The 23,643-nt window shown below is 59.6% G+C and carries 22 protein-coding genes, 2 tRNA genes and 1 pseudogene; 17 read left to right on the top strand and 8 right to left on the bottom strand.

What is annotated here, in order from left to right:
• Nucleotides 1-89: 89 nt before the first annotated feature.
• Nucleotides 90-1,157: pseudogene (locus ACIP1X_RS14570) on the top strand (HAMP domain-containing protein); the annotation flags it as partial.
• Nucleotides 1,155-2,018, top strand: a complete 864-nt coding sequence (locus tag ACIP1X_RS14575) for a methyl-accepting chemotaxis protein (RefSeq protein WP_400753107.1) — start codon at nucleotides 1,155-1,157, stop codon at nucleotides 2,016-2,018. The pseudogene ACIP1X_RS14570 and the gene ACIP1X_RS14575, both read left to right, overlap by 3 nt.
• Before the next feature lie 871 nt (nucleotides 2,019-2,889).
• On the opposite strand, the gene ACIP1X_RS14580 is transcribed toward ACIP1X_RS14575, so the two are convergent.
• Complete coding sequence (locus ACIP1X_RS14580) at nucleotides 2,890-3,648, bottom strand: hypothetical protein (protein WP_053122697.1); 759 nt, start codon at nucleotides 3,646-3,648, stop codon at nucleotides 2,890-2,892.
• 383 nt (nucleotides 3,649-4,031) lie between these two features.
• On the opposite strand from ACIP1X_RS14580, the gene ACIP1X_RS14585 reads away from it, so the two are divergent.
• A tRNA-Glu gene (locus ACIP1X_RS14585) sits at nucleotides 4,032-4,107 on the top strand.
• Nucleotides 4,108-4,109: 2 nt separating this feature from the next.
• Nucleotides 4,110-4,185, top strand: a tRNA-Gly gene (locus ACIP1X_RS14590).
• 102 nt (nucleotides 4,186-4,287) lie between these two features.
• Here the strand turns inward: ACIP1X_RS14590 and ACIP1X_RS14595 are convergent.
• The 4 genes from ACIP1X_RS14595 to ACIP1X_RS14610 all read right to left on the bottom strand — a co-directional run bounded on the left by ACIP1X_RS14595 (nucleotide 4,288) and on the right by ACIP1X_RS14610 (nucleotide 8,340).
• Nucleotides 4,288-6,027: a dipeptidase gene (locus ACIP1X_RS14595; protein WP_400753069.1), complete on the bottom strand. Its 1,740-nt coding sequence runs from the start codon at nucleotides 6,025-6,027 to the stop codon at nucleotides 4,288-4,290.
• A gap of 184 nt (nucleotides 6,028-6,211) precedes the next feature.
• Nucleotides 6,212-6,850: a LysE family translocator gene (locus ACIP1X_RS14600; RefSeq protein WP_400753072.1), complete on the bottom strand. Its 639-nt coding sequence runs from the start codon at nucleotides 6,848-6,850 to the stop codon at nucleotides 6,212-6,214.
• Between the two features lies 1 nt (nucleotide 6,851).
• Nucleotides 6,852-7,622, bottom strand: a complete 771-nt coding sequence (locus ACIP1X_RS14605; protein WP_053122688.1) for a 2OG-Fe(II) oxygenase — start codon at nucleotides 7,620-7,622, stop codon at nucleotides 6,852-6,854.
• A 91-nt stretch (nucleotides 7,623-7,713) separates the two neighbouring features.
• Complete coding sequence (locus ACIP1X_RS14610; protein WP_400753074.1) at nucleotides 7,714-8,340, bottom strand: alanyl-tRNA editing protein; 627 nt, start codon at nucleotides 8,338-8,340, stop codon at nucleotides 7,714-7,716.
• 88 nt (nucleotides 8,341-8,428) lie between these two features.
• On the opposite strand from ACIP1X_RS14610, the gene ACIP1X_RS14615 reads away from it, so the two are divergent.
• The gene (locus ACIP1X_RS14615) at nucleotides 8,429-9,427 is read left to right on the top strand and encodes a LysR family transcriptional regulator (protein ID WP_053122682.1); all 999 of its coding nucleotides are present in this window, start codon (nucleotides 8,429-8,431) and stop codon (nucleotides 9,425-9,427) included.
• 110 nt (nucleotides 9,428-9,537) lie between these two features.
• Here ACIP1X_RS14615 and ACIP1X_RS14620 read toward each other — a convergent pair whose 3' ends face one another.
• Nucleotides 9,538-9,945: a PA2817 family protein gene (locus tag ACIP1X_RS14620; protein WP_053122680.1), complete on the bottom strand. Its 408-nt coding sequence runs from the start codon at nucleotides 9,943-9,945 to the stop codon at nucleotides 9,538-9,540.
• Nucleotides 9,946-10,019: 74 nt separating this feature from the next.
• The gene (locus ACIP1X_RS14625) at nucleotides 10,020-12,467 is read right to left on the bottom strand and encodes an acyl-CoA dehydrogenase (protein ID WP_400753077.1); all 2,448 of its coding nucleotides are present in this window, start codon (nucleotides 12,465-12,467) and stop codon (nucleotides 10,020-10,022) included.
• Between the two features lie 249 nt (nucleotides 12,468-12,716).
• Between ACIP1X_RS14625 and ACIP1X_RS14630 the strand changes: the two genes are divergently transcribed.
• The 4 genes from ACIP1X_RS14630 (at nucleotide 12,717) to ACIP1X_RS14645 (ending at nucleotide 15,875) form a co-directional block, all read left to right on the top strand.
• A complete protein-coding gene (locus ACIP1X_RS14630) occupies nucleotides 12,717-13,376 on the top strand; it encodes a transglutaminase family protein (protein ID WP_212548965.1) in 660 nt (219 codons plus the stop codon).
• 43 nt (nucleotides 13,377-13,419) lie between these two features.
• Entirely contained in the window at nucleotides 13,420-14,043 is a 624-nt protein-coding gene (locus ACIP1X_RS14635; protein WP_400753079.1) for a glutathione S-transferase family protein, read from the top strand.
• Between the two features lie 123 nt (nucleotides 14,044-14,166).
• On the top strand, nucleotides 14,167-15,099 hold the full coding sequence (locus ACIP1X_RS14640) for an ABC transporter ATP-binding protein (RefSeq protein WP_053122667.1): 933 nt from the start codon (nucleotides 14,167-14,169) through the stop codon (nucleotides 15,097-15,099).
• Nucleotides 15,096-15,875: an ABC transporter permease gene (locus tag ACIP1X_RS14645; RefSeq protein WP_053122664.1), complete on the top strand. Its 780-nt coding sequence runs from the start codon at nucleotides 15,096-15,098 to the stop codon at nucleotides 15,873-15,875. The genes ACIP1X_RS14640 and ACIP1X_RS14645 overlap by 4 nt, the downstream gene beginning before the upstream one ends.
• A 157-nt stretch (nucleotides 15,876-16,032) precedes the next feature.
• On the opposite strand, the gene ACIP1X_RS14650 is transcribed toward ACIP1X_RS14645, so the two are convergent.
• Nucleotides 16,033-16,551 (bottom strand): DUF2062 domain-containing protein, encoded by a 519-nt coding sequence (locus ACIP1X_RS14650; protein WP_053122655.1) that lies wholly within the window; start codon nucleotides 16,549-16,551, stop codon nucleotides 16,033-16,035.
• 136 nt (nucleotides 16,552-16,687) lie between these two features.
• On the opposite strand from ACIP1X_RS14650, the gene ACIP1X_RS14655 reads away from it, so the two are divergent.
• The 8 genes from ACIP1X_RS14655 (at nucleotide 16,688) to murB (ending at nucleotide 23,542) form a co-directional block, all read left to right on the top strand.
• Entirely contained in the window at nucleotides 16,688-18,922 is a 2,235-nt protein-coding gene (locus tag ACIP1X_RS14655) for a DNA internalization-related competence protein ComEC/Rec2 (protein ID WP_400753082.1), read from the top strand.
• A gap of 101 nt (nucleotides 18,923-19,023) precedes the next feature.
• Entirely contained in the window at nucleotides 19,024-19,659 is a 636-nt protein-coding gene (locus tag ACIP1X_RS14660) for a MotA/TolQ/ExbB proton channel family protein (protein ID WP_007908216.1), read from the top strand.
• On the top strand, nucleotides 19,656-20,084 hold the full coding sequence (locus ACIP1X_RS14665; RefSeq protein WP_400753085.1) for an ExbD/TolR family protein: 429 nt from the start codon (nucleotides 19,656-19,658) through the stop codon (nucleotides 20,082-20,084). Before ACIP1X_RS14660 ends, ACIP1X_RS14665 begins: the two co-directional genes overlap by 4 nt.
• Nucleotides 20,084-21,094: a tetraacyldisaccharide 4'-kinase gene (lpxK, locus tag ACIP1X_RS14670; RefSeq protein WP_400753087.1), complete on the top strand. Its 1,011-nt coding sequence runs from the start codon at nucleotides 20,084-20,086 to the stop codon at nucleotides 21,092-21,094. Before ACIP1X_RS14665 ends, lpxK begins: the two co-directional genes overlap by 1 nt.
• Before the next feature lie 21 nt (nucleotides 21,095-21,115).
• Entirely contained in the window at nucleotides 21,116-21,301 is a 186-nt protein-coding gene (locus tag ACIP1X_RS14675) for a Trm112 family protein (RefSeq protein ID WP_003174668.1), read from the top strand.
• Nucleotides 21,298-22,062 (top strand): 3-deoxy-manno-octulosonate cytidylyltransferase, encoded by a 765-nt coding sequence (gene kdsB / locus ACIP1X_RS14680; protein WP_400753090.1) that lies wholly within the window; start codon nucleotides 21,298-21,300, stop codon nucleotides 22,060-22,062. The genes ACIP1X_RS14675 and kdsB overlap by 4 nt, the downstream gene beginning before the upstream one ends.
• Nucleotides 22,062-22,526, top strand: a complete 465-nt coding sequence (locus ACIP1X_RS14685) for a low molecular weight protein-tyrosine-phosphatase (protein ID WP_053122639.1) — start codon at nucleotides 22,062-22,064, stop codon at nucleotides 22,524-22,526. The genes kdsB and ACIP1X_RS14685 overlap by 1 nt, the downstream gene beginning before the upstream one ends.
• Nucleotides 22,523-23,542 (top strand): UDP-N-acetylmuramate dehydrogenase, encoded by a 1,020-nt coding sequence (murB, locus tag ACIP1X_RS14690; RefSeq protein ID WP_400753093.1) that lies wholly within the window; start codon nucleotides 22,523-22,525, stop codon nucleotides 23,540-23,542. Before ACIP1X_RS14685 ends, murB begins: the two co-directional genes overlap by 4 nt.
• Nucleotides 23,543-23,643 lie beyond the last annotated feature (101 nt).

The following is a 23,643-nucleotide window of genomic DNA, read 5'->3' on the forward strand; positions in this document are numbered from 1 at the left end:
TTGGCCGTTGCGACTCTGCGTTCACAGACTTTGGCAGGGGATTAAGCGCAATGATTTCGGCCGTGCAAGGACGTTTTGCCAACCTCGGTATGGCAAAAAAACTGGGTATCGGATTTGCACTGGTGCTGCTGTTGACCGCGTTGGTCGCGGCGATTGGCGTCTGGTCTCTGCAAACCATCAGTCAGCGTTTTGATGGGCTCAAACAGATGTCATCGCTCAATAGCGGTCTGCTCGATGTGCGGCTGCTGGAGCAGGAATATGCGCTGCGCGGCAATCCGAAAACCGCCGATGCCTTGCGTGAAGGCGTCGATGGGCTGATTGCTCAAGCCAACGCGCTCAAGGCGCAATCACCGGCCAACGTGCCGGTGATGAACGATGTCGTGCAATCGCTGGAGGCCTATCGCAAGGCCTTCGATGAATTTGTTTCGCTGACCCAGACCAAGGATCTGGCACTGGAGATGGCCAGTTGGTCGGTGTCCAGCGTCGCCAATAACCTCGATGTGTTGCAGGCCGGGTTGGCGGACGACGGCGCCTATACCTTGAAAGAGTCCGAGGGCAAGGACGGTGCGCAATTCATCGAGCAAGCCAGTCAGGTCAGTCAGGTGTCGCGGCTGATGTTGCAGGCGATGAACGAGGCGCGGGTTCGCCTGGATCAAAGTCGCAAGGGCGATGCCGACGGTGCCGACAAAGGCAATATCGAACAGGCCGCGCAGGCTCAGGCGCAGGCCGAGGCGCTGAAGTCGACGGTCAAGGACGAGGGTTATCTGACGGTGCTCAATGAGGTGTCTGGGCATATTGCCGGTTTCAACGAGAAGCTGGCTGAGTACACCGGGTTGTTGGCGCAGGAAAAAACCGTCTACGGCCAATTGCACCAGCGGGCCGCGCAAGTGGTGGAGCGGGTGAATCAGGCGTATGTCGCTGAAGACGGTGCGATGCAGGCTGAGCTGAAAAAGAATTCACTGCTGATTATTGCCTCGTCGGCGTTGGCGCTGTTGGTCGGGTTGATTGCGGCGTGGGTGATTACGCGATTGATCGTTGCGCCGTTGCGCAGTGTGATTCAGGTGGCGCAGCAGATTGCGGCGGGGGACTTGAGTGCGACGGTGCCGGTGACGCGTCGTGATGAAATCGGTCAGTTGATGCTGGCGATGCAGCAGATGGGCGCGGGGTTGAGCACGATTGTCAGCGGGTTGCAGGCGGGTATCGAGCAGTTGGCCAGTTCGGCGCAATCGCTATCGGCGGTGACTGAGCAGACCAATCTTGAGGTCAGCAGTCAGAAGGAGGAAACCGAGCAGGTTGCCACCGCGATGAATCAGATGACGGCGACGGTGCATGATGTTGCGCGCAATGCCGAAGAGGCCGCGTTGGCGGCGCAGACCGCAGACAGCAAGGTTGAGAGTGGTCAGCAGGTGGTGCGGCAGAGCATGGCGCGGATCGAGCAGTTGGCGGATTCGGCGACGTCGGCGAGTTCCAGCATCGAGAGCCTGAGTACCGAGATTCAGAATATCGGCACGGTGCTGGGGGTGATCAAGAGCGTGGCCGAGCAGACCAATCTGTTGGCGTTGAACGCGGCGATCGAGGCTGCGCGTGCCGGGGAGCAGGGCAGGGGTTTTGCGGTGGTGGCGGATGAGGTGCGTGCGTTGGCGCGGCGTACGCAGCAGTCGACCGAGGAGATTGAGCGCTTGGTCAGTGCGTTGCGGGCGGCGGCGCATTCGTCGGTGCAGCAGATTCAGAGCAGTGGTGAGTTGGTGAAGCTGGCGGTGAGTGATGCGCTGCAGACGGAGAGTGCGTTGGGGAGTATTGCGGCGGCTGTTTCGTTGATTCAGCAGATGAATCAGCAGATTGCGGCGGCGGCCGAGGAGCAGAGTTCGGTGGCGGAGGAGATTAATCGCAGTGTGACGAGTATTCGTGCGAGTGCGGATCAGTCTTCGTTGGCTATGCGGGGGAATGCGGCTTCTAGTGTGGAGCTGGCACAGTTGGGGGTTGGGTTGCGGGGGATGGTTGGGCATTTTCGGCTTTGACGCTTTTGGGTTGTCTTGGCGGCCTTTGGGCCGACCATGTTCTTGGGGTTTTGGGTGTATATCCGGTTCTTCGGGGGTTGCGGCTGGCGGTTTCGCTCTTACAGCGACTCCCTTTGGCAGACGCCCCAAAGGAAGCAAAGGTCTGGGCCCCGGCGTTCGGCCCGCTCGCTGGGGCTCGGGGTTCCTTCGTTACGGGATTCATCCGGGGGCATCGCCTCCGGTTTGCTTCGCTGCACCTCCTCTCGATGTGTTTGGCTGCGCCAAACGTCGCTGCGCTCCTACCCCCGGATAAATCCCTCCACTCAGCCTTCCGAAGGGGCCGGCACGGCAAGATCAAAAGCTGCAGCCGAGCTTGCGCTCATCCTGTGTAGGAGCTGCCGAAGGCTGCGATCTTTTGATCTTGATTATGCTTTTGTAGGAGCAGAGCTTGCTCGCGAAGGCGGCCTGACAGCCGACCCATTTCTACGGTTGTACTCAATCCCTGTGTGGCGGGCTTGCTAGTGATGACGGCCTCACAACCAACAATTATCTGCCTGTACGCACCCAATCCAGCTGTAGGAGCTAGCCTGCTAGCGATGACGGCCTCACAACCAACCATTATCTGCCTGTCCGCACCCAATCCAACTGTAGGAGCTAGCCTGCTAGCGAAAGCGGCCTGACAGCCGACTCATTTCTACGGTTGTACTCAATCTCTGTGGGAGCTGGCTTGCCAGCGATGACGGCCTCACAACCAACCATTATCTGACTGTCCGCACCCAATCCAACTGTGGGAGCTAGCCTGCTGGCGAAAGCGGCCTGAAATTCCCCTCAGTCCCCATCTATCACCCACAAAAAAGCCACCTCCCGGTGGCTTCTCTCGCTACTTCTTCAATCAGTCGTAAATCACTTTCTTCTTCCAGTCCGCATCCGCCTCTACATCTTTCAAACCTGTGGTCAGTTGGTTCTCTTCGCCTTCGACCGGTGCAATTTTGTCCATGACCTGGGCGTTGGCGCGGGCGAGCAGTTTTTCCAGGTATTGCAGTTGTTCGGCGTAGGCCTGCGGGTCTTGTTGTTTGCGCAGGTATTGCACGCCGCGTTCGAAGGCGAGGCGGGCTTGGCCGGGTTGGTTTTGTTGCAGGGATTGTTGGCCGAGGTTGTTGAAGAATTCGATGTGCAGCAGTACGAGGATGTGGCGGACTTCGCGGATCCACTGTTTGGCTTCGTTCGGTGGCAGGAAGCCGTCGTGGGCGGCGCGGGTTATTTGGCCGTGCAGGGCTTCGAGCAGGAAGCGCACGTCTTTGGCTTTGGCTTCGGTCAGGATCGGTGCCGGCGGGTTGTTGACCGGGATCGATTCGCCCTGGGCGACCAATGCGCTGAGTTCGCTGATGCGCGCTTTGGTGGTGGCGCTGGTTTTTTCCAGGTTGAGCAGGCGCTGGCAGACGTTGAGTTCCAGTCGGGTCAGCAAAAGTTTCAGCGCAGGGGTCATGAACTGGCCGGGAAAGGTCTCGGTCAGTTCGCCGCAGCGGCGCAGGCGGTCGTTGAGTTCGACCTTGGTGCGGGCCTTCTCCAGTTTGTTGTTTTCCACCACATGGTTCATGTAGCCAATGGCGATCAGAATTGCGATCCCGGCTACGACTAGCAGGGTGATCATGAGTGGTGTCACCGGTACGACCTCTTTATAGGGTTCACTTGCGAGTTCAGTGGCTCGGCATTCAGCTGGCTGCCGCTGCTCGACACGTTGGATCGGTAGCTTCTGTCTATATCGGCCACGCACTGCTTAGATGAATGCTGGCGCGGTAAGCGCATATGGCCATCACTGTGCGGTGGACTATAACGCCTTGGCGTGTGGCGGAATATAGGCGTCAATCGTCGGGCGACGGAAAAGCCTGATTGACTTGGTAAAGCAGGTCGAAGTCATTGATTTAAATAAATTTATATCAAGGGGTTGACGACCCCTTAATCCATCCATAGAATGCGCGCCACTTACAGCGTAAAGCACACAGCGAAACGCGGTAGGGAGTGAAGTTGTAGCGTGTCCCCTTCGTCTAGTGGCCTAGGACACCGCCCTTTCACGGCGGTAACAGGGGTTCGAGTCCCCTAGGGGACGCCATTGCGGGAATAGCTCAGTTGGTAGAGCACGACCTTGCCAAGGTCGGGGTCGCGAGTTCGAGTCTCGTTTCCCGCTCCATATTCAACAAAAACGCCGATCAGTGATGATCGGCGTTTTTGTTTGTGCGCGATTTGTCGCGGCCCAAAAAAAAGGACCTTTACGGTCCTTTTTTTGTTTCCGTCAGAGCTTCGGCAATTGCCCGATGCGCCCCATCATTTCGGTGACAATCTGCAGATCCAGCAAGAACTGGTCAACAGTCTTGAATTCGCCATCGGTGTGCCCGGTGTATTTCACCTCGGGACGCGCCAGACCGAACTGCACGCCATTCGGCAATTCATGCACCGACGTCGCGCCGGCAGAGGTGCCGAACTCGTGCTTCATGCCAAGGTTTTCCGTCGACACTGCCAGCAGCGCCTTGACCCATTCGCCTTCCGGGTTGCGGTACATCGGCTCGGCGATCGAGTAATCGAAGGCCACGGCAACGTGGGTTTTCTTCGTCCACGCGCTCAGCTTGTCAGCGATTTCAGCCTTGAGTTTTTCTGGCGATTTGCCCTTCGGCACGCGCAGATTGACCGCCAGTTTGAAGGCTTTGTCGTTCTCACCAACGTAGGTCAAAGAAGTGGTCAGCGGGCCCATGAAGCTGTCGGCGAAACCGACCTTCAAGGTGTTGCCCAAGTAATCCAGGCCCCAGTTGTCAGCGGCATAACGCGCGGCGTCGGTGAACTGGTTGTGCTTGAGGGCGACTTTGCCGTTCAGGCTATTGATGAACACCAGCATGCGCGCCACCGGGTTCACGCCGGACTCTGGCTCGGAGGAGTGCGCAGAAACACCGGTCACCGTCAGTTTGACGTCTTTGCCATCAACCTTGGCCGCCACTTCGAAGTTGCCGCCGTTGTTTTTGGCGAACTCATTGCCGGCCTTTTGCAGACTCGCCGCCAATTCGGCAGGTTTGTCCGTCACCAACGTCACGACGGAGGCCGATGGAATCTGGTTGGTCGCCAGACCGCCGGTCATCGAAGTGATTTCGGCGCCTTTGCCTTCAGCTTTGCGCTTGGCGAAGTTGGCCATCACGGTGCCGTAACCTTTCTCGGCAATTACCACCGGGTAACCGCCATCCAGCGCCATGTTGTAGGCCGGCGTCGGGTTGTGTTCGAAGTAGTAAGGGATCGCATCGCCGGTGGTCTCTTCGGTGGTGTCGACCAACAGCTTGAAGTTGCGTGCCAGTGGCAGCTTTTCTTCTTTGATGACTTTCATCGCGTACATGGCGACGACGATGCCGTTCTTGTCATCCTCGGTGCCGCGACCGTACATGCGATCGCCGATCAGCGTGACTTTGAACGGATCGAGTTTGGTGCCGTCCTTGAGCACCCAGTTTTCCGGGGTGACCGGCACCACGTCGGCGTGCGCGTGAATGCCGACGACTTCATCGCCCTGGCCTTCCAGCGAAATCTCGTAAACGCGGTTATCGACGTTGCGGAAATTCAGGTTGAAAGACTCGGCCAGGCTCTTGATCTTGGCAGCGATCTTGATGAACTCAGGGTTGTCGTGCTGTGCCACACCTTCCTTCTGGAAGGTCGGAATCTCGACCAGTTCGCGCAGGGTTTCCAGCGCGGCTTTGCCGTACTTCACGCGGGTGTAAATGCCTAACAGACGATGAATCTCGTTCTGCTGCTCAGCGTTCAGGGTTTTGTTGTCGAGGAAAGCGCTGATGGCCGGGCCGAGGTTGTCGGTTTTAGCGATGTCGCTTTTGGCCAGACTGCCCAGAAACTCGCGAAAATCCGTGACGGTTTTGGCGTCGAAGGATTTCAGGATGACCGCGCTCTGCTCTGGGGTGATGTTGGCTTGAGCGGCGGTGGTGAACGAGGCGAGGCTGGCCAGCATCAGGGTAGCGGCGGCCAGTTGCTTGAGGGAAAAGTCCATTACGGAGGCATTCCTTTGCAGGCGGTTAATGAGATGTTGCCGACGGGTGTGTCAGAAACATTTCGCAAACTAACACTGCAAGCACCTGCCGTGGGAGGCTCTAAACGGGATGTGTCGCACAGAACTGCAAAAGAGGCGCACAAATGAAAAAGTCCCGGCGGGCATCGCCGGGACTTTTTTTGCATTACATGGAGAGCATCAAGCGCCCGGCGAACAGAATCAAAATCACCCCCATGCTGCGTTCGAACCAGTGGCCCATGCGCATAAACAGCACGCGTACTTTGTTGCTGGAGAAGAACAGCGCGACGATCACAAACCACAGTGCGTTTACAAAACACATCCACAAACCATAGAAGGCCTGGATTTGCAGGGGCGTGCTGGCGCTGATGATCGTGGTGAAGATCGCCAGGAAAAACAGGGTTGCTTTGGGATTGGTCGCATTGGTCAGGAAACCGGTGCTGAACGCCTTGAACAACGATTGTTCCACCAACGGTTCATCGGCATTTTTTTCGCCTTCAAGGGTGGTTTTCGGTTTGCTGCGGATCAGGCTGACACCCAGATACAAAATGTAAGCACCGCCGACTACCTTGGCCACGGTCAACAACCACGGGGTGGTGTGCATCAACGCGCCGACCCCAAGCAACGTGTACAACACGTGCACGGAAATTCCCGCACCGATGCCCAGCGCGGTGCAGATCCCTACCAGCCTTCCGAAGCGCACGCTCTGGCGGATGGTCACCGCGAAATCAGGGCCGGGAGCGACCACGGCAAGGAAGTGAATGGTGGCCAGCGCCAGAAACTCGCCCAGGTAATTCGAATACATCTCAGCTCCAGAAAGTCAGGGGTGAAGCATTGCCGCGATAGCCGACAAAGAAGGAAAGGCTCAAACGCGGATCGGCCACGCCCGGGGTCACCGAGTGCATGCAGCGCGAATTGAACATGATGAAATCGCCGGGTTCGGGGCGTACCTCAAGGGCTGGGCGGCCTAACAGCGCCGGGTCGATGCCGTAGCTGTCGCCGCGCATTTCGTCGAACTGATCCGGCGTGATGTCGTCGTCCCACATCTGCAATGCGCCGCCCTCGGTGGGCATGTTCAGGTACACGTTGCAGGCAAATTGCGCATCGAGGCTGCGCGCCTGAAAACTGTCCGGGGCGTCCTTGGCGAAAATGTCGTGATGGGCGAGAAAGCACACGCCGGGCTTCACCACGCGCGACAGGCCGACGTACATTTTGCGGCCGTAAAGGTTTTCCAGATGCGCACCGGCCGGCCAGGATTCGTCGAGCATGCAGCGCAGCGTGTCGACCGGCGAGGAGTAGGGCGCGCAGCGATGGCGCAACTCGGCGATGTTGCGGGTGGCGAGTTCGAAGTAGTCCTCAATCAGCATCGGCTGATTTTCTGCCTCGTAAAACGCCATGCCGATACGGCCGATACTCGGCGCGTTGATGTAGCCCTCATAGCCCGGGGCAAGAATCTTGTCGCCAATTTCGATCGCCAGCGGCTTGGGCAGAAAGCCTTTGACGCGGATGGCGAGGACTTCTTCGTTGGCCAGTTTTTTTATGCACGTCTCATCGAGACGCTCGACGTCTAGCATCATTTTATTTTAGGTCCATCTATCGATAGTCAACGGAACCGGCGAGTGCGGTTCCACGGCGTCGGGCGCTGCGTGGCGGCAGCGCCCGAAATGCTCAATCCACGCTGTAGTGGACGGACAGCGTGCCCTTCTTCTGCGAGAGGGACGCGATCGTGACTGTGCCCAGATCCTTCAGGCTACGTACATGGGTGCCGCCGCAGCCGTAGGCAGGCAGCTCACCGAAACTGATTTCCCGCGCGCCTTCGCGCAGTGAGGTGAGGCGTGGCAGATCGTGTTCGATCCACTGGCCGACGCCGTATTGAACGGTCTCGGCATCGACATCCTGGGCGACATCGCTCGGTTTGAATTGCACTCGGCCCTCATCCGGCCAGTGATGCGCCTTGATCGGTGTCCAGCCCATGGCCTGAACGAAATGGCCGATCAGGTGACCGGCCGAATGCATGCGTGTGTTGAAGCGACGGCGATCTTCGTCGACGCGGATACAGGTCATGCCTAACGGTACCGGGCGATCAACGAAATGCACGATGCGCTCTGGCTCCTGCACCACACGCAGCACCTGGCTTTCGCCGATCCAGCCGGTATCGCAAGGCTGACCACCGCCCTGCGGGTGAAACAGGGTGGCACGGAGCACCACGGCATATTCGTTTTCGTGGGGTGTGCAGTCGAGGACTTCCACGTTGGCCTTGAGGTCATCACTGTGGAAAAACAGGCGAAGCGTCATGTTTCAGGCCTTATTAAAGTTCTGTTTTTATTATATGAATCGTGCAATAACGTGATAATCCATCCAAACATCAAAGGACTTGTGCGCTGTGAGCATCAATCTGCCGCTACCGCTGCTCGGTGAAATGGCGATTTTCGTCAAGGTCGTGGAGACCGGCAGCTTCTCTGAAGCGGCTCGCCAACTGGGCTCTTCGCCGTCGGCGGTCAGTCGCAGCATCTCGCGGTTGGAGAAAGCCCTGGCCACGCGCTTGTTGCAGCGCACCACGCGCAAACTGCGCCTGAGCGATGGCGGCGAAGAAGTGTTCAAGCGTTGTCAGGAGATGGTCAGCGCGGCCAAGTCGGTGATGGAAATCAGCGGCCAGTTCACCCACGAAGCGGAAGGTCTGGTGCGCGTCAGCGTGCCGAAAGCGGTGGGGCGTTTTGTGATTCATCCGCACATGCCGGAGTTTCTGCGGCGCTATCCCAAAGTCGATGTCGAGTTATTGCTGGAGGATCGGCAGGTCGATCTGATCGACGATCATGTAGATCTGGCCATTCGCATCACCGATCGGCCGCCGGCGGGGTTGGTCGGACGTCAATTACTGACCATCGACCATATGCTCTGCGCCACGCCGCAATACCTCGCCGAACACGGCACACCCACGCATCCGCATGACCTGCTCAATCACAGTTGTATTTATCTGGGCGAAACCCCGAGCGATGCGCGCTGGAAATTCAAGAAGGGCAGCAAAGCGGTGACGGTCGGGGTACGCGGTCGCTATGCCGCCAATCACACTGGCGTGCGACTGGGCGCGGTGTTGCAGCACATCGGCATTGGCAGCCTGCCGTACTTCACTGCGCGTTATGCGTTGGAGCAGAAGTTGGTGGTGCAGGTGTTGCCGGACTGGACGTTCCTGGCTTCGTATCACGGTGGGCTGTGGCTACTGCATTCGCCGACGCGGTATCTGCCGCCGAAGCTGCGGGTGCTTATCGATTTTCTGGTGGAGTGTCTGGAGAAGGAACCGACCTTGAGCAAGCCGGGGAAGGTGGGCAATGCGAGTAACGCCGCGATGGCGTATGAACTGCCTGAAAGCGAAGGGTTGTTGTAGCGCAAAAGCAAAAGATCGCAGCCTGCGGCAGCTCCTACAGGGGATTGCGTAATTCCACTGTAGGAGCTGCCGAAGGCTGCGATCTTTTGATCTTCAACCAATCTATTTGATCAGTGCTTGCTGTCCTGAGCAGACATCGCCAGCAACTGCTTTTCCTGATTCCAGTCGAACGGTTCGTCGTTCTGTTCAGCTTCGAAACGACGTTCTTCCAGCGCCTGATATAAGTCGATTTCTTCATCGGCCAGGTAATGCAGGCAATCACCGGCGAAGAACCACAGCAGATCCCGCGGGATCAGGTGGGCAATTTGCGGATAACGGCTAATCACTTGAGTCAGGATGTCCTGGCCCAGGTATTGGCTTTCGATCGGATCGATCGGCAACGAAGCGAGCAGTTCGTCGAAACGCTCCAGAAACAAGGCATGGCTTTCTTCGGGAACCTGTTCGGCCTCACCTACGGCGACCAGGATACTGCGCAGATGGTCGAGCAACACAAGATGATCGGCAACGACGTTGGACACGAGATAAGTCCTCAAGAGCAAAACGGGCGCGGGAGTATAAAGCTCCTGCGCCCGCTTGGACATGGGTCTCAGGATCAGCGGACTTTGCCCTCTGCCTGTTTCAGCTCCTCTTTGTCGAAATCATCGACATCGATCACCTTGCGTCGCGCCGCTTCGGCATCACGCAGGCTCTGCGCTTCCACCGCTTGCAGTACGCCGGCCTCCAGTGCCGCGTCGATCGCGTGTTCGCCGGCGACCGGTTTGACCTGACCGCTTTTCAGCGACGCATGCAGCTTTTTATGCAGCGGTTGCGCAGTCGTCAGCAGATCGCTGGCGTGTTGCAACGCACCGACCGCATCGTCCGGCGACTGTGGGCGATAGCAACCGGCGAGCAGTTCTTCCAGCGCCGGATCGCCTTTCGCCCGACCAATCACGCCAGCCACTTCGGCCCCGAGTTTGTCCGACGGGCCTTTGTGACGACGGCCAAACGGGAAGACGATGACGCGCAGCAGGCAACCGAAGACCTTGTTCGGGAAGTTGCGCAGCAACTCATCCATGGCCCGCTCCGCCTGGCCGAGGCTTTCTTCCATCGCCCAGCGGAACAGCGGCTCCATGTACGCCGGCGAATCCAGATCGTGATAACGCTTGAGCGCAGCCGAGGCCAGATACAAGTTGCTCAACACATCGCCCAGTCGTGCCGACAGACGTTCGCGGCGTTTCAGCTCACCGCCGAGCAGCATCATGCTGAAGTCGGCAAGCATCGCGAACGCGGCTGCCTGACGGTTAAGCGCGCGGAAGTAGCCTTGGCTGATCTTGTCGCCCGGTGCGTGTTCGAAGTGGCCGAAACCAAGGTTCAGCACCAGCGTGCTGGCGGCGTTGCTCACGGCAAAACCGATGTGCTTGAGCAGCAGACCGTCGAACTCTTTCAGCGCCTGATCCTTGTCCTCACGACCGGCCAGGGCCATTTCCTTGAGCACGAATGGATGGCAGCGAATCGCGCCCTGACCGAAGATCATCAGGTTGCGCGACAGGATGTTCGCGCCTTCCACGGTGATGAAGATTGGCGCGCCGTTCCAGCTGCGCCCAAGGTAGTTGTTAGGGCCCATGATGATCGCCTTGCCGCCGTGGACATCCATGGCGTGGCTGATGCATTCGCGGCCGCGTTCGGTAAGGTGGTACTTGAGAATCGCCGACAGTACTGAAGGCTTCTCGCCGAGATCCACCGCGTTGGCCGTGAGCATCCGCGCCGCGTCCATCATCCACGCGTTGCCGCCGATGCGCGCCATCGCTTCCTGAATGCCTTCGAACGCCGACAGCGGCACGTTGAACTGCTCACGAATCTGCGCGTACTGACCGGTGACCAGACTGGTGAATTTCGCCGCACCGGTACCCACCGCTGGCAGCGAAATCGAACGGCCGACCGACAGGCAGTTCATCAGCATCATCCAGCCTTTGCCGAGCATCTCCTGACCGCCGATAAGGAAGTCCAGCGGGATGAACACGTCCTTGCCGGAGTTCGGGCCGTTCATGAACGCCGCGCCCAGTGGCAGGTGACGACGGCCGATCTCGACGCCTTCGGTGTCGGTCGGAATCAGCGCCAGGCTGATGCCGAGGTCTTCCTTGTCGCCGAGCAAGTGCTCTGGGTCATACGCTTTGAATGCGAGGCCGAGCAGCGTCGCCACCGGCCCGAGGGTGATGTAGCGTTTTTCCCAGTTCAGGCGCAGACCAATGACTTCCTGACCTTCCCACTGACCTTTGCAGATAATCCCGGTGTCGGGCATTGCACCGGCATCGGAACCGGCGAGCGGGCCGGTGAGGGCGAAGCACGGAATGTCGTCGCCACGGGCCAGGCGTGGCAGGTAGTGATTGCGTTGTTCGTCGGTGCCGTAATGCAGCAACAGTTCGGCCGGGCCGAGGGAGTTGGGCACCATCACGGTGGAGGCGAGGTCGCCGCTGCGGGTCGCGAGTTTCATCGCCACTTGCGAGTGGGCGTAAGCCGAGAAGCCTTTACCGCCAAATTCTTTCGGAATGATCAGGGCAAAGAAGCCGTGTTCCTTGATGTGCGTCCAGGCTTCCGGCGGCAAGTCCATCGACTGGCCGATCTGCCAGTCAGTGACCATCGCGCACAGTTCTTCGGTCGGGCCATCGATGAAGGCTTGTTCTTCTTCGGTCAGTTGCACCTTGGGATAGGCCAGCAGTTTGTCCCAGTCCGGACGGCCGCTGAACAGCTCACCATCCCACCACACGGTGCCGGCATCGATCGCGTCGCGCTCGGTCTGCGACATCGGCGGCAGGGTTTTCTGGAACCAGTTGAACAGCGGCGCGGTGAAATGTTTGCGGCGCAGGTCAGGCAGCAGCAACGGCGCGGCGACCACCGCCAGCAGCACCCAGAGCACCAGCATTAGCCAGCCGTGTGCGTGACTGAAAATGCCCATTGCCAATAAGTAGACGGCAACGATGCCCAACGCGGGCAGCGGGGCGATACGCCGGTGGGCGATATACGCCACGCCGACAATCAAAACCAGTATCCACAACAACAGCATATTTCAGTCCTCCGTGAACCAAGGCAAATCGACCCTCCAGAGCTTAGACCGCATCTGCAAAACCGGGTGGTCAGACCAAGGTGATTGAAATCGTGGGAAACCCCGGATGGTGTTCGTAGGTTCGGTGGGCAACACGTGTGGGAAATCGTTCGGTGATCCCGCGTCTTTGCGTCCAAGTTTGGCCGAAACGTCGTTATCTCTGTGCTTGAGCTGTCGCTAGACTCCAGTTTCATCAAGGAGATTGTCGTCATGCACGAATATCTGAGTCCCGGCCGCTTCACCGATAGTGACCACCCGGCGGTGGTGGAGTTCGCTGAACGACACCGGGGTGCCAGCCGCGACCCGGTCGAGCAGGCGATCAATCTTTATTACGCCGTGCGCGAAGCGGTGCGCTACAACCCTTACACCTTCAGCCGTGATCCGCAAACCCTGCGTGGCAGCTATGCATTGGCGGCGGGGGAGAGTTATTGCGTGCCCAAAGCCACGCTGCTCGCCGGTTGCGCGCGGCATTGCGGGATCCCGGCGCGGATCGGTCTGGCCGACGTGAAGAATCATTTATCGACGCCACGTCTGCTCGAATTGCTGAAAAGCGACATGTTCGCCATGCACGGCTACACCGAGTTTTTCCTCAACGATCGTTGGGTAAAGGCCACACCGGCGTTCAACCAGAAGCTCTGCGAACTGTTCAACGTCGCGCCGCTGGAGTTCGACGGCATCACCGACAGTGTTTTCCACCCGTACAACCGTGATGGCGCGCAGTTGATGGAGTACCTGGTCGATCACGGCCAGTTCACCGATGTGCCGGAAACCTTCTTCTTCGAACACCTGGAAAAATGCTATCCGCACCTGTTCGGCGATCGGCAGCCACAACTGTTGGGTGACATGCACAGCGATGTAAGCCGCGTCTGATCCGGCGTATGCTGGCCGCCCACTCATTTGAAAAGAGGCGGTCATGCTGAAGATCTGGGGACGGAAAAACTCATCGAATGTCAGGAAGCCATTGTGGGCTGCCGAGGAACTCGGTCTGGCTTACGAGGCGATCGATGCCGGGGGCGCATTCGGTGTGGTCGACACGCCGGAGTACCGGGCGATGAACCCGAACGGTCGCGTGCCGGTGATCGAAGACGACGGTTTCGTGCTGTGGGAATCCAACGCCATCGTGCGCTATCTGCTGGGCAAACATGCGCCGAACAGCGCTTGGTATTCGGCCGATCCGCAAGCCCGCGCCCTCGCAGACAAGTGGATGGACTGGACGACCTCGAGTTTTGCCGGGCCGTTCCGCACGGTGTTCTGGGGCGTCTTGCGCACCCCGGCGGACAAGCAGGACTGGCCTGCGATCAACGCCGCGATCAAGGAATGCAGCGAGTTGCTGAGCATGGCCGACGAGGCGCTGGTCAGCCAACCGTACCTGTCCGGAAAAGACATCGGCATGGGCGATATTCCACTGGGCAGTTTCATTTATGCCTGGTTCGAAATGCCCATCGAACGCGCCCCGCAACCGCATCTGCAAGCCTGGTACGAGCGCCTGAAGCAGCGTCCGGCCTACAAAAAAGCCGTTATGACCGCGTTGACTTAATACCTACTATCGACACACTTGACTGTACTTGTACGGCGGCGGCAAGCACCATTGCGCACTTGCGCTGCGGTTGGATCCATCGCCGCCGTCTCCTTTCTTCCTTCCATGGTGCGTAAATCAGATATGAGTTCCGCTCTGTCCATCCGGCAGCTAACCAAAACCTACGGCAACGGGTTCCAGGCCTTGAGTGGTATCGATCTGGACGTCGCCGAAGGTGACTTTTTCGCCTTGCTCGGCCCCAACGGTGCCGGCAAATCCACGACCATCGGCATTCTCTCGACCCTGGTCAACAAGACCAGCGGCAGCGTGAATATCTTCGGACATGACCTCGACAAGAATCCAGCGCAGCTCAAGCGCTCGATCGGCGTGGTGCCGCAGGAATTCAACTTCAATCAGTTTGAGAAGACCTTCGACATCGTCGTCACTCAGGCCGGTTACTACGGCATTCCGGCGAAGATCGCCAAGGAACGCGCCGAGCAGTACCTGACGCAACTGGGCTTGTGGGACAAGCGCGATGTGCCGTCGCGTTCGCTGTCCGGCGGCATGAAACGCCGTTTGATGATCGCCCGCGCGCTGGTGCACGAACCGCGTCTGCTGATCCTCGATGAACCGACCGCAGGCGTCGACATCGAGCTGCGCCGCTCGATGTGGACGTTCCTCACTGAACTGAACCAGAAAGGCATCACCATCATTCTCACCACGCATTACCTGGAAGAGGCTGAGCAGCTGTGCCGCAACATCGGCATCATCGACCACGGCACCATCGTCGAGAACACCAGCATGAAACAGCTGCTGGGCCAGTTGCACGTGGAAACCTTCTTGCTCGATCTGAAAAACGACTTGAGCGTCACGCCGCAATTGCTCGGCTATCCGGCGCGGTTGATCGACAGCCATACCCTGGAAGTCCAGGTCGATAAATCCATGGGCATCACGGCGTTGTTCACTCAATTGGCGCAGCAGAACATCGAAGTGCTGAGCCTGCGCAACAAAACCAATCGCCTTGAGGAGCTGTTCGTGTCCCTGGTGGAGAAAAATCTGTCGAAGGTGGCGGTATGAGTTCCGAGTTACGTCCCAACCTCGTCGCCCTCAACACCATCGTTTATCGCGAGGTCCGACGCTTCACGCGGATCTGGCCGCAGACCCTGCTGCCGCCGGCGATCACCATGGTTTTGTACTTTGTGATCTTCGGTAACCTGATCGGTCGACAGATCGGCGACATGGGTGGCTTCACTTACATGCAGTACATCGTGCCGGGGCTGATCATGATGTCGGTGATCACCAACTCTTACGGCAACGTGGTGTCGAGTTTCTTTGGCAGCAAGTTCCAGCGCTCCATCGAGGAATTGATGGTCTCGCCGGTGTCGCCGCACACGATCCTGATCGGCTATACCTGCGGCGGCGTGCTGCGCGGTTTGATGGTCGGCGTGATCGTGACGATTCTGTCGATGTTCTTCACCGATTTGCAGGTGCATCACCTCGGCGTGACGATTTTGGTAGTGGTACTGACGGCGACGATCTTCTCGCTGCTGGGCTTTATCAACGCTGTATTCGCGCGCAACTTCGATGATATTTCGATCATTCCGACGTTCGTGCTGACGCCGTTGACTTATCTGGGTGGCGTGTTCTACTCGATCACCTTGCTGCCGCCATTCTGGCAGACCGTATCGCTGGCCAACCCGGTGCTGCACATGGTCAACGCCTTCCGTTACGGCATTCTCGGTGTGTCCGACATCAAGATCGGCATCGCCATCACCTTCATGCTGGTGGCGACGGTGGTGCTGTACCTCGGTTGTGCGCGGTTGCTGGTGAGTGGACGCGGGATGCGTACTTGATCCGAGACCTCGTCTACCGCTTCGCGAGCAAGCCCGCTCCCACACTGGATCTCTGTTACAACGCAGACCCCATGTGGGAGCGGGCTTGCTCGCGAAGGCGTCAGTCCCGACAACACAAAACAAAAAATGGCCTCCCATCGCGGAGGCCGTTTTGCATTCAGGATTTGCGACTTTTCTTGCGCCGTGCCCACTGCCGCGCCACCCACCAACGCCAATACATCATCACCAGAAAGTAGGCGAGGGCACCGAGCACCAGCCCCACCACCACTGATCCCAGCAAAAAAGGCTGCCACAACGTCGACAACTCACCGCTGATCCATTCCCAGGTCAGCTCATCGGGCAGATGCCGCGCGGGCACATCCATCAGCCACGCCCCGGCCTGATAGGTGCAGAAAAACACCGCCGGCATGGTGATCGGATTGGTCAGCCAGACCAGACTCACCGCAATCGGCATATTGCCGCGCACCATGACGGCAAGCGCGGCAGCCACCAGCATCTGCGCCGGAATCGGCAGGAAAGCGGCAAACAATCCGACCGCCATCGCCCGCGCGACCGAGTGGCGATTGAGGTGCCAGAGGTTCGGGTCATGCAGCAACTTGCCGAGAAAGCGTAAGGATTTGTGTTCCCTGATGCTCGTCGGGTCGGGCATGTAACGTTTGAATAAGCGCCGGGGCATAAGGCTTCTCGGTCGGTTAAGGCGGCAAGTATGTCTGGATTCGATGAACCGCCCATTCAGACTTTGTGACAATTGTTGACGGCGCGAGTGCGCAACACCCGCTATGCCTAAGAACGGGACTCTCAAGGACGGGCTTATGCGCACAGGGATGATGGCGCTGGCAGTCGGTCTGCTGGCCCCGATGTTTTTACCGGCATTACCGCCGGTCGGGTTGATGCTGGTGTTGCCGGTGGTGGGTTTGATGTTGCTGCCGTTTCGCAGCTATCCATTGGCGTTTTGGTTGTTTGGCTTTACCTGGGCTTGTGTCAGTGCGCAATGGGCGCTGAATGATCGACTGCCCGCGCATCTCGACGGTGAAACCCGTTGGCTCGAAGGGCGGGTGGTCGGCTTGCCGCAAAATGCGGACGGCGTGGCGCGTTTCGAACTGGCCGATGCGCACTCGCGACACGAAAAACTGCCGTCGCTGCTGCGTCTGGCCTGGTACGCCGGGCCGCCGGTCAACAGCGGCGAGCGCTGGCGACTGGCAGTCAAACTCAAGCGTCCCGTTGGTTTGCTCAATCCGGATGCGTTCGATCACGAGGCGTGGCTGCTCGCGCAACGTGTCGGCGCGACCGGCACAATCAAGGATGGCCAGCGCCTGAGCGAGGCGCGCTGGGCCTGGCGCGACAGCATTCGTCAGCGCTTGCTGGCAGTGGACGCGCAAGGTCGCGCCGGAGCATTGGCAGCGCTGGTGCTGGGCGACGGTTCGGGGCTCAGCCGTGACGATTGGCAGATTTTGCAGGACACCGGCACTGTGCATTTGCTGGTGATTTCCGGGCAGCACATCGGTTTGCTGGCGGCGGTTATGTACCTGCTGGTCGCCGGGCTCGCGCGTTTTGGACTGTGGCCATTGCGCTGGCCATGGTTGCCGTGGGCCTGTGGATTGGCGTTCGCGGCGGCGCTGGGTTACGCCTTGCTCGCTGGTTTCGACGTGCCGGTGCAGCGCGCCTGCGTGATGGTCGGATTGGTGTTGTTGTGGCGCCTGCGCTTTCGTCATCTGGGCGCGTGGTGGCCGCTGCTGCTGGCGTTCAATGGCGTGCTGTTGCTGGAACCGCTTGCCAGTTTGCGTCCGGGTTTGTGGCTGTCGTTCGCGGCAGTTGCGGTGTTGATTTTCACCTTTGGCGGCCGCTTGGGCGCGTGGCGTTGGTGGCAAACGTGGACGCGGGCGCAATGGTTGATTGCCATCGGTTTATGCCCGGTGCTGCTGGCGCTGAATCTGCCGATCAGTCTGAGCGGGCCGTTGGCGAATTTGCTCGCGGTGCCGTGGATCAGTCTGGTGGTGTTGCCGCCGGCGCTGCTCGGCACTGTGTTGTTGCCGGTTCCTTATGTCGGCGAAGGACTGCTGTGGCTGGCCGGCGGTTTGATCGATTGGCTGTTTCGCGCGCTGGCGCTGATTGCCGGGCGATGGCCTGCGTGGACTGCGCCGTCGATACCATTCTGGGTGTGGATTCTCGGCAGTCTCGGCGCCGTGCTGTTGCTATTGCCACGCGGGGTGCCACTGCGACCACTGGGCTGGCCGTTGTTGCTGATTCTGGTGGTGCCGCCGCGCGAGCGACTGGACGAGGGATTGGCCGATGTCTGGCAGCTCGATGTCGGCCAAGGCCTGGCGATCCTGATCCGAACCCGCCATCACACGCTGCTCTACGACGCCGGCCCGCGCTTCGGCGATTTCGATCTCGGTGAACGCGTGGTGCTGCCAGCCCTGCGCAAACTCAGCGTGGACAATCTCGATGTGATGCTGCTCAGTCACGCCGACGCCGATCATGCCGGCGGTGCGCTGGCGATTGCGCGGGGCATGAAAGTCGTCCGTGTATTGAGCGGCGATCCGCCGGGCCTGCCTGCCGAATTGAGCGCTGAAGCCTGCGAAAGTGGCGAGCAATGGCAGTGGGACGGTGTGCGTTTTCAACTGTGGATGTGGGCGGATGCCCGCGACAGCAACCAGCGCTCCTGCGTGTTGCAGATCGAAGCCAACGGCGAGCGTCTGCTGCTGACGGGCGATATCGATGTCCATGCCGAGCGCGTGCTGCTCGACAGTCCATTGGCGGTGCCAACGCAATGGCTGCAATCCCCGCACCATGGAAGTCGTAGCTCGTCATCCATGGCCCTGCTCAACGCGCTGAAGCCCGAAGCCGTGCTGATCTCTCGAGGCCACGGCAACTCCTTCGGCCATCCGCACCCGACGGTGCTGGCGCGCTACCGCAAACAAGGCCTGCGCATCTACGACAGCGCCGAACAGGGCGCCATTCATCTGCAACTGGGCCGCTTCAAAGCGCCGTGGACGATGCGTCAACAGCGGCGTTTCTGGCGCGATCCGCCTGCGCTCGCCCGTTGATCGGTGCCAGCATGGATGGCACATCACGGTCGTCGGAGCGGCGGGTCTTAATCGCGGATCGGTATGGTAAAGTGGCGCACTTTTTCGAGGGGACTGTCACTGTGTGGGAATTGGTCAAATCCGGCGGCTGGATGATGTTGCCGATCATTCTGAGTTCCATCGCGGCCATGGCGATTGTCGCCGAGCGCCTGTGGACCCTGCGCGCCAGTCGCGTCACCCCCGAGCATCTGTTGGGCCAGGTCTGGGTCTGGATCAAGGACAAACAGCTCAATAAAGAAAAACTCAAGGAATTGCGCGCCAACTCGCCGCTGGGGGAAATCCTCGCCGCCGGTCTGGCCAACTCCAAGCATGGTCGCGAGATCATGAAAGAGTGCATCGAAGAGGCTGCCGCTCGCGTCATCCACGAGCTCGAACGCTACGTCAACGCGCTGGGCACCATCGCCGCGATGTCGCCGTTGCTGGGCCTGTTGGGTACGGTGCTGGGCATGATCGACATTTTCAGCGCCTTCACCGGTTCCGGCATGACCACCAACGCCTCGGTATTGGCCGGTGGTATCTCGAAAGCGTTGATCACCACGGCAGCGGGCCTGATGGTCGGTATTCCGGCGGTGTTCTTCCACCGGTTCCTGCAACGCCGCATCGACGAGTTGGTGGTGGGCATGGAGCAGGAAGCGATCAAACTGGTTGAAGTGGTGCAGGGCGACCGTGACGTCGATCTGGCCGAGGGCCGCGCGTGAAATTCCGTCGCAAACCACGGGAAACGATCGACATCAACCTCGCGTCGCTGATCGACGTGGTGTTTATCCTGCTGCTGTTTTTCGTCGTGACCACCACGTTTACCCGCGAAACCCAGTTGCGCGTTGATCTGCCGGAAGCTGTCAGCGGCTCGCCCGCCGAAGATCAGCAGCTCAAGCAGATCGACGTGGCCATCAGCGCTGAGGGCGTGTTTTCGGTGAACAACAAGATTCTGCCGAAGAACGATCTGGCGACATTGATGGAAGCCATGCAGAAAGAATCCAACGGTGACACCAACCTGCCGTTGTCGATCAGTGCTGACGGCAAGACGCAGCACCAATCCGTGATCACCGCCATGGACGCGGCCGGCAAGCTCGGTTTCAGCCATCTGCGCATGACCACGGTCGAGGCGGCGCCCAAATCCTGATGAGCCTGTCCGATCGCTTGCTCGCCGCGTGGTATCAGGGGCACCCGGCCCTGACGCTGCTGCGGCCGCTGGAAATGTTCTATCGCCGCGTGGTGGTCAACAAGCGTCAGCGTTTTCTCGATGGCCAGGGCGAAATTTATCAGCCGCCGGTGCCGTTGATCGTGGTCGGCAACATCACCGTGGGCGGCACCGGCAAAACGCCGATGATCCTCTGGTTGATCGAACACTGTCGGCGCAGTGGTTTGCGTGTTGGCGTGGTCAGCCGTGGTTACGGCGCCAAGCCGCCGCAGTTGCCATGGCGGGTCGAGGCCGATCAGGCCGCCGACGTTGCTGGCGACGAACCGCTGCTGATCGTCCAGCGCACCGGCGTGCCGTTGATGATCGACCCCGATCGCAGCGCCGCCGTCAAAGCCTTGCTCGCCAGCGAACCGCTGGATCTGATTCTCTCCGACGATGGCATGCAGCATTACCGTCTGGCGCGGGATATGGAGCTGGTGTTGATTGATGCCGCTCGCGGTCTCGGCAACAAGCGCTGCCTGCCGGCGGGGCCGTTGCGTGAGCCGATCGAACGTCTGCAAAGCGTCGACGGCGTATTGTTCAACGGTGCCACCGAAGATCGCGACGACGGTTTCGCTTTCCATCTGCAACCGACCGCGCTGGTTAACCTGCGCAGTGGCGAGCGCAAGTCGCTCGAGCATTTTGCGCCGGGCCAGAGCGTCCACGCAGTTGCCGGGATCGGCAATCCGCAACGTTTCTTCAATACCCTCGAAGCGCTAGACTGGCGCGCAGTCCCGCATGCGTTTGCCGACCACGCAGAATACAGCGTGCAGGCCCTGAATTTCACACCGTCATTGCCGTTGGTGATGACCGAAAAGGACGCGGTGAAGTGCCGTGCCTTCGCTGCTGCCGACTGGTGGTATCTGGCGGTCGATGCCGTGCCGTCGCCGGCCTTCGTGGCCTGGTTCGACACACAGCTGATGCGCCTGCTGCCCGATCGGCTTTTGCCTTAACTCATTTATCAGGGAAAGTTCATGGACACCAAATTGCTCGACATCCTCGCGTGCCCGATCTGCAAAGGCCCGCTCAAGCTCAGCGCCGACAAGACCGAACTGATCAGCAAGGGTGCCGGCCTGGCGTACCCGATCCGCGACGGTATTCCGGTGATGCTCGAAAGCGAAGCCCGCACCCTGACCACCGACGAGCGTCTGGATAAATGACCACCGCCTTCACCGTTGTCATCCCGTCGCGTTACGCCTCGACCCGTCTGCCCGGCAAACCGCTGCTGGACATCGCCGGCAAGCCGATGATCCAGCACGTCTGGGAACAGGCGAGCAAAAGCAGCGCGAGCCGCGTGGTCGTCGCGACTGACGATCCGCGCATCGTCGAGGCCTGCAAAGGCTTTGGCGCCGAAGTGGTGCTGACCCGTGAAGATCACAATTCCGGCACTGATCGTCTGGCTGAGGTCGCAGCGAAACTGGGCCTTGAGCCTGACGCGATCGTGGTCAACGTGCAGGGCGACGAGCCGCTGATTCCGCCGAGCGTGATCGATCAAGTCGCTGCCAACCTGGCCGCACACACCGAAGCGCGCATGGCCACGCTGGCCGAGCCGATCGAAGACGTCGACACCCTGTTCAACCCGAACGTGGTCAAGGTCGTCAGCGACATCAACGGTCTGGCGCTGACCTTCAGTCGCGCGACTTTGCCTTGGGCGCGCGACGCGTTCGCCAAGAGCCGCGAGCAACTGCCGGAAGGTGTGCCGTACCGTCGCCATATCGGCATTTATGCCTACCGCGCCGGGTTCCTTCAGGACTTCGTGAGCTGGGGCCCGTGCTGGCTGGAAAACACTGAATCCCTCGAGCAACTGCGTGCGCTGTGGCACGGCGTGCGTATTCATGTTGCTGACGCGTTGATCGCGCCGCCGACTGGCGTCGACACCGTCGAAGACCTCGAGCGCGTTCGTCGCCTGCTGGGGGCCTGATGCGCGTTCTGTTTGTGTGCCTGGGCAACATTTGCCGTTCGCCCACGGCTGAAGGCGTGTTGCGCCACAAGTTGCGCGCCGCAGGGCTGGCGGATCAGGTTGAAGTGGCCTCCGCCGGCACCGGTGACTGGCACGTCGGCAATCCGCCGGACAAACGCAGCCAGGCCGCTGCCAAAGTGCGCGGTTATGACTTGTCGGCGCAACGCGCGCAGCAAGTCAGCCGCGCCGATTTCGCCAGTTACGACCTGATTCTGGCGATGGACAACAGCAACCTGCGCAATCTCAAGGCCTTGCAACCGTCCACCGGCCGCGCCGAACTGGATCTGTTTCTGCGCCGTTATGCCGGGCTCGTCGATGAAGTGCCGGATCCGTATTACGACGGCGATCAAGGGTTTGAGCAGGTGCTGGATCTGATTGAAGCGGCTTGTGACCAATTGTTGATCGAAGTAAAGGGCCGGTTATGAGTTTGCAGGTGCAACCGCAGGTTTCCCTGAAACCGTTCAACAGTTTTGGCGTCGACGTTCGCGCGCAACTGTTCGCCGAAGCCCATAGCGATGGCGATGTTCGTGAAGCGCTGGCCTATGCCGTTGCTCATGATGTGCCGCTGCTGGTGATCGGCGGTGGCAGCAATTTGCTGCTCACGGCAGATATTCCGGCGCTGGTGCTGCGCATGGCTACACGCGGGATTCGTGTGATCAGCGATGACGGCAACCGTGTGGTGATCGAGGCGGAAGCGGGCGAACCGTGGCATCCGTTCGTGCAGCACACGCTGGCGCTAGGATTTTCCGGGCTGGAAAACCTCAGCCTGATTCCTGGCACCGTTGGCGCTGCGCCGATGCAGAACATTGGCGCTTACGGTGTCGAGATCAAGGATGTCTTTGCCGGGCTCACCGCGCTGGATCGTCAGACCGGCGAGCTGCGCGATTTCAGCCTCGAAGAGTGCAACTTCGCCTACCGCGACAGCCTGTTCAAACAGCAGCCGGGGCGTTGGTTGATTCTGCGCGTGCGTTTCAAACTGGATCGCGTCGCCCATCTGCATCTGGAATACGGCCCGGTGCGTCAGCGCCTGACCGAGCAGGGCATCGAACAACCGACGCCGACCGACGTCAGTCGCGCGATTTGCAGCATCCGCAGTGAAAAACTGCCGGATCCGGCGGTGCTCGGCAATGCCGGCAGCTTCTTCAAAAACCCGCTGGTGTCGGCGGCCATCGTCGCGCAGATCAAAGCGCAGCACCCGGATGTGGTGGCTTACGCGCAAGCCGACGGGCAGATGAAATTGGCCGCTGGTTGGTTGATCGAGCGCGCCGGCTGGAAAGGTTTCCGCGAAGCCGATGCCGGCGTGCACAAATTGCAGGCGCTGGTGCTGGTCAATTACGGCACCGCGACCGGCCTGCAATTGCTCGATCTGGCGCAACGTATCCAGAAAGACATTGCCGAACGTTTCAATGTCGACCTGGAAATGGAGCCTAATCGGTATTGAAGCAGCGGCGAGCTTCAAGCCTCTAGCGGCAAGCTACAATCTTGAGCGTGAGCCAGCTTCTGTTTTTACTTGCAGCTTGTAGCTAAAAGCTCGCCACTGAA

This window comes from Pseudomonas sp. NPDC088885, from assembly GCF_044750025.1.
Lineage (GTDB): Bacteria > Pseudomonadota > Gammaproteobacteria > Pseudomonadales > Pseudomonadaceae > Aquipseudomonas > Aquipseudomonas rustica.

Excerpts from the sequence above, each read along its gene's own strand:
- ACIP1X_RS14575 (WP_400753107.1), top strand. The coding sequence starts at position 1,155 with ATGGGCGCGGGGTTGAGCACGATTGTCAGCGGGTTGCAGGCGGGTATC.
- ACIP1X_RS14580 (WP_053122697.1), bottom strand. The coding sequence starts at position 3,648 with ATGATCACCCTGCTAGTCGTAGCCGGGATCGCAATTCTGATCGCCATT.
- ACIP1X_RS14595 (WP_400753069.1), bottom strand. The coding sequence starts at position 6,027 with ATGGACTTTTCCCTCAAGCAACTGGCCGCCGCTACCCTGATGCTGGCC.
- ACIP1X_RS14600 (WP_400753072.1), bottom strand. The coding sequence starts at position 6,850 with ATGTATTCGAATTACCTGGGCGAGTTTCTGGCGCTGGCCACCATTCAC.
- ACIP1X_RS14605 (WP_053122688.1), bottom strand. The coding sequence starts at position 7,622 with ATGATGCTAGACGTCGAGCGTCTCGATGAGACGTGCATAAAAAAACTG.
- ACIP1X_RS14610 (WP_400753074.1), bottom strand. The coding sequence starts at position 8,340 with ATGACGCTTCGCCTGTTTTTCCACAGTGATGACCTCAAGGCCAACGTG.
- ACIP1X_RS14625 (WP_400753077.1), bottom strand. The coding sequence starts at position 12,467 with ATGCTGTTGTTGTGGATACTGGTTTTGATTGTCGGCGTGGCGTATATC.
- ACIP1X_RS14630 (WP_212548965.1), top strand. The coding sequence starts at position 12,717 with ATGCACGAATATCTGAGTCCCGGCCGCTTCACCGATAGTGACCACCCG.
- ACIP1X_RS14635 (WP_400753079.1), top strand. The coding sequence starts at position 13,420 with ATGCTGAAGATCTGGGGACGGAAAAACTCATCGAATGTCAGGAAGCCA.
- ACIP1X_RS14640 (WP_053122667.1), top strand. The coding sequence starts at position 14,167 with ATGAGTTCCGCTCTGTCCATCCGGCAGCTAACCAAAACCTACGGCAAC.
- ACIP1X_RS14645 (WP_053122664.1), top strand. The coding sequence starts at position 15,096 with ATGAGTTCCGAGTTACGTCCCAACCTCGTCGCCCTCAACACCATCGTT.
- ACIP1X_RS14650 (WP_053122655.1), bottom strand. The coding sequence starts at position 16,551 with ATGCCCCGGCGCTTATTCAAACGTTACATGCCCGACCCGACGAGCATC.
- ACIP1X_RS14655 (WP_400753082.1), top strand. The coding sequence starts at position 16,688 with ATGCGCACAGGGATGATGGCGCTGGCAGTCGGTCTGCTGGCCCCGATG.
- lpxK (WP_400753087.1), top strand. The coding sequence starts at position 20,084 with ATGAGCCTGTCCGATCGCTTGCTCGCCGCGTGGTATCAGGGGCACCCG.
- ACIP1X_RS14675 (WP_003174668.1), top strand. The coding sequence starts at position 21,116 with ATGGACACCAAATTGCTCGACATCCTCGCGTGCCCGATCTGCAAAGGC.
- kdsB (WP_400753090.1), top strand. The coding sequence starts at position 21,298 with ATGACCACCGCCTTCACCGTTGTCATCCCGTCGCGTTACGCCTCGACC.
- ACIP1X_RS14685 (WP_053122639.1), top strand. The coding sequence starts at position 22,062 with ATGCGCGTTCTGTTTGTGTGCCTGGGCAACATTTGCCGTTCGCCCACG.
- murB (WP_400753093.1), top strand. The coding sequence starts at position 22,523 with ATGAGTTTGCAGGTGCAACCGCAGGTTTCCCTGAAACCGTTCAACAGT.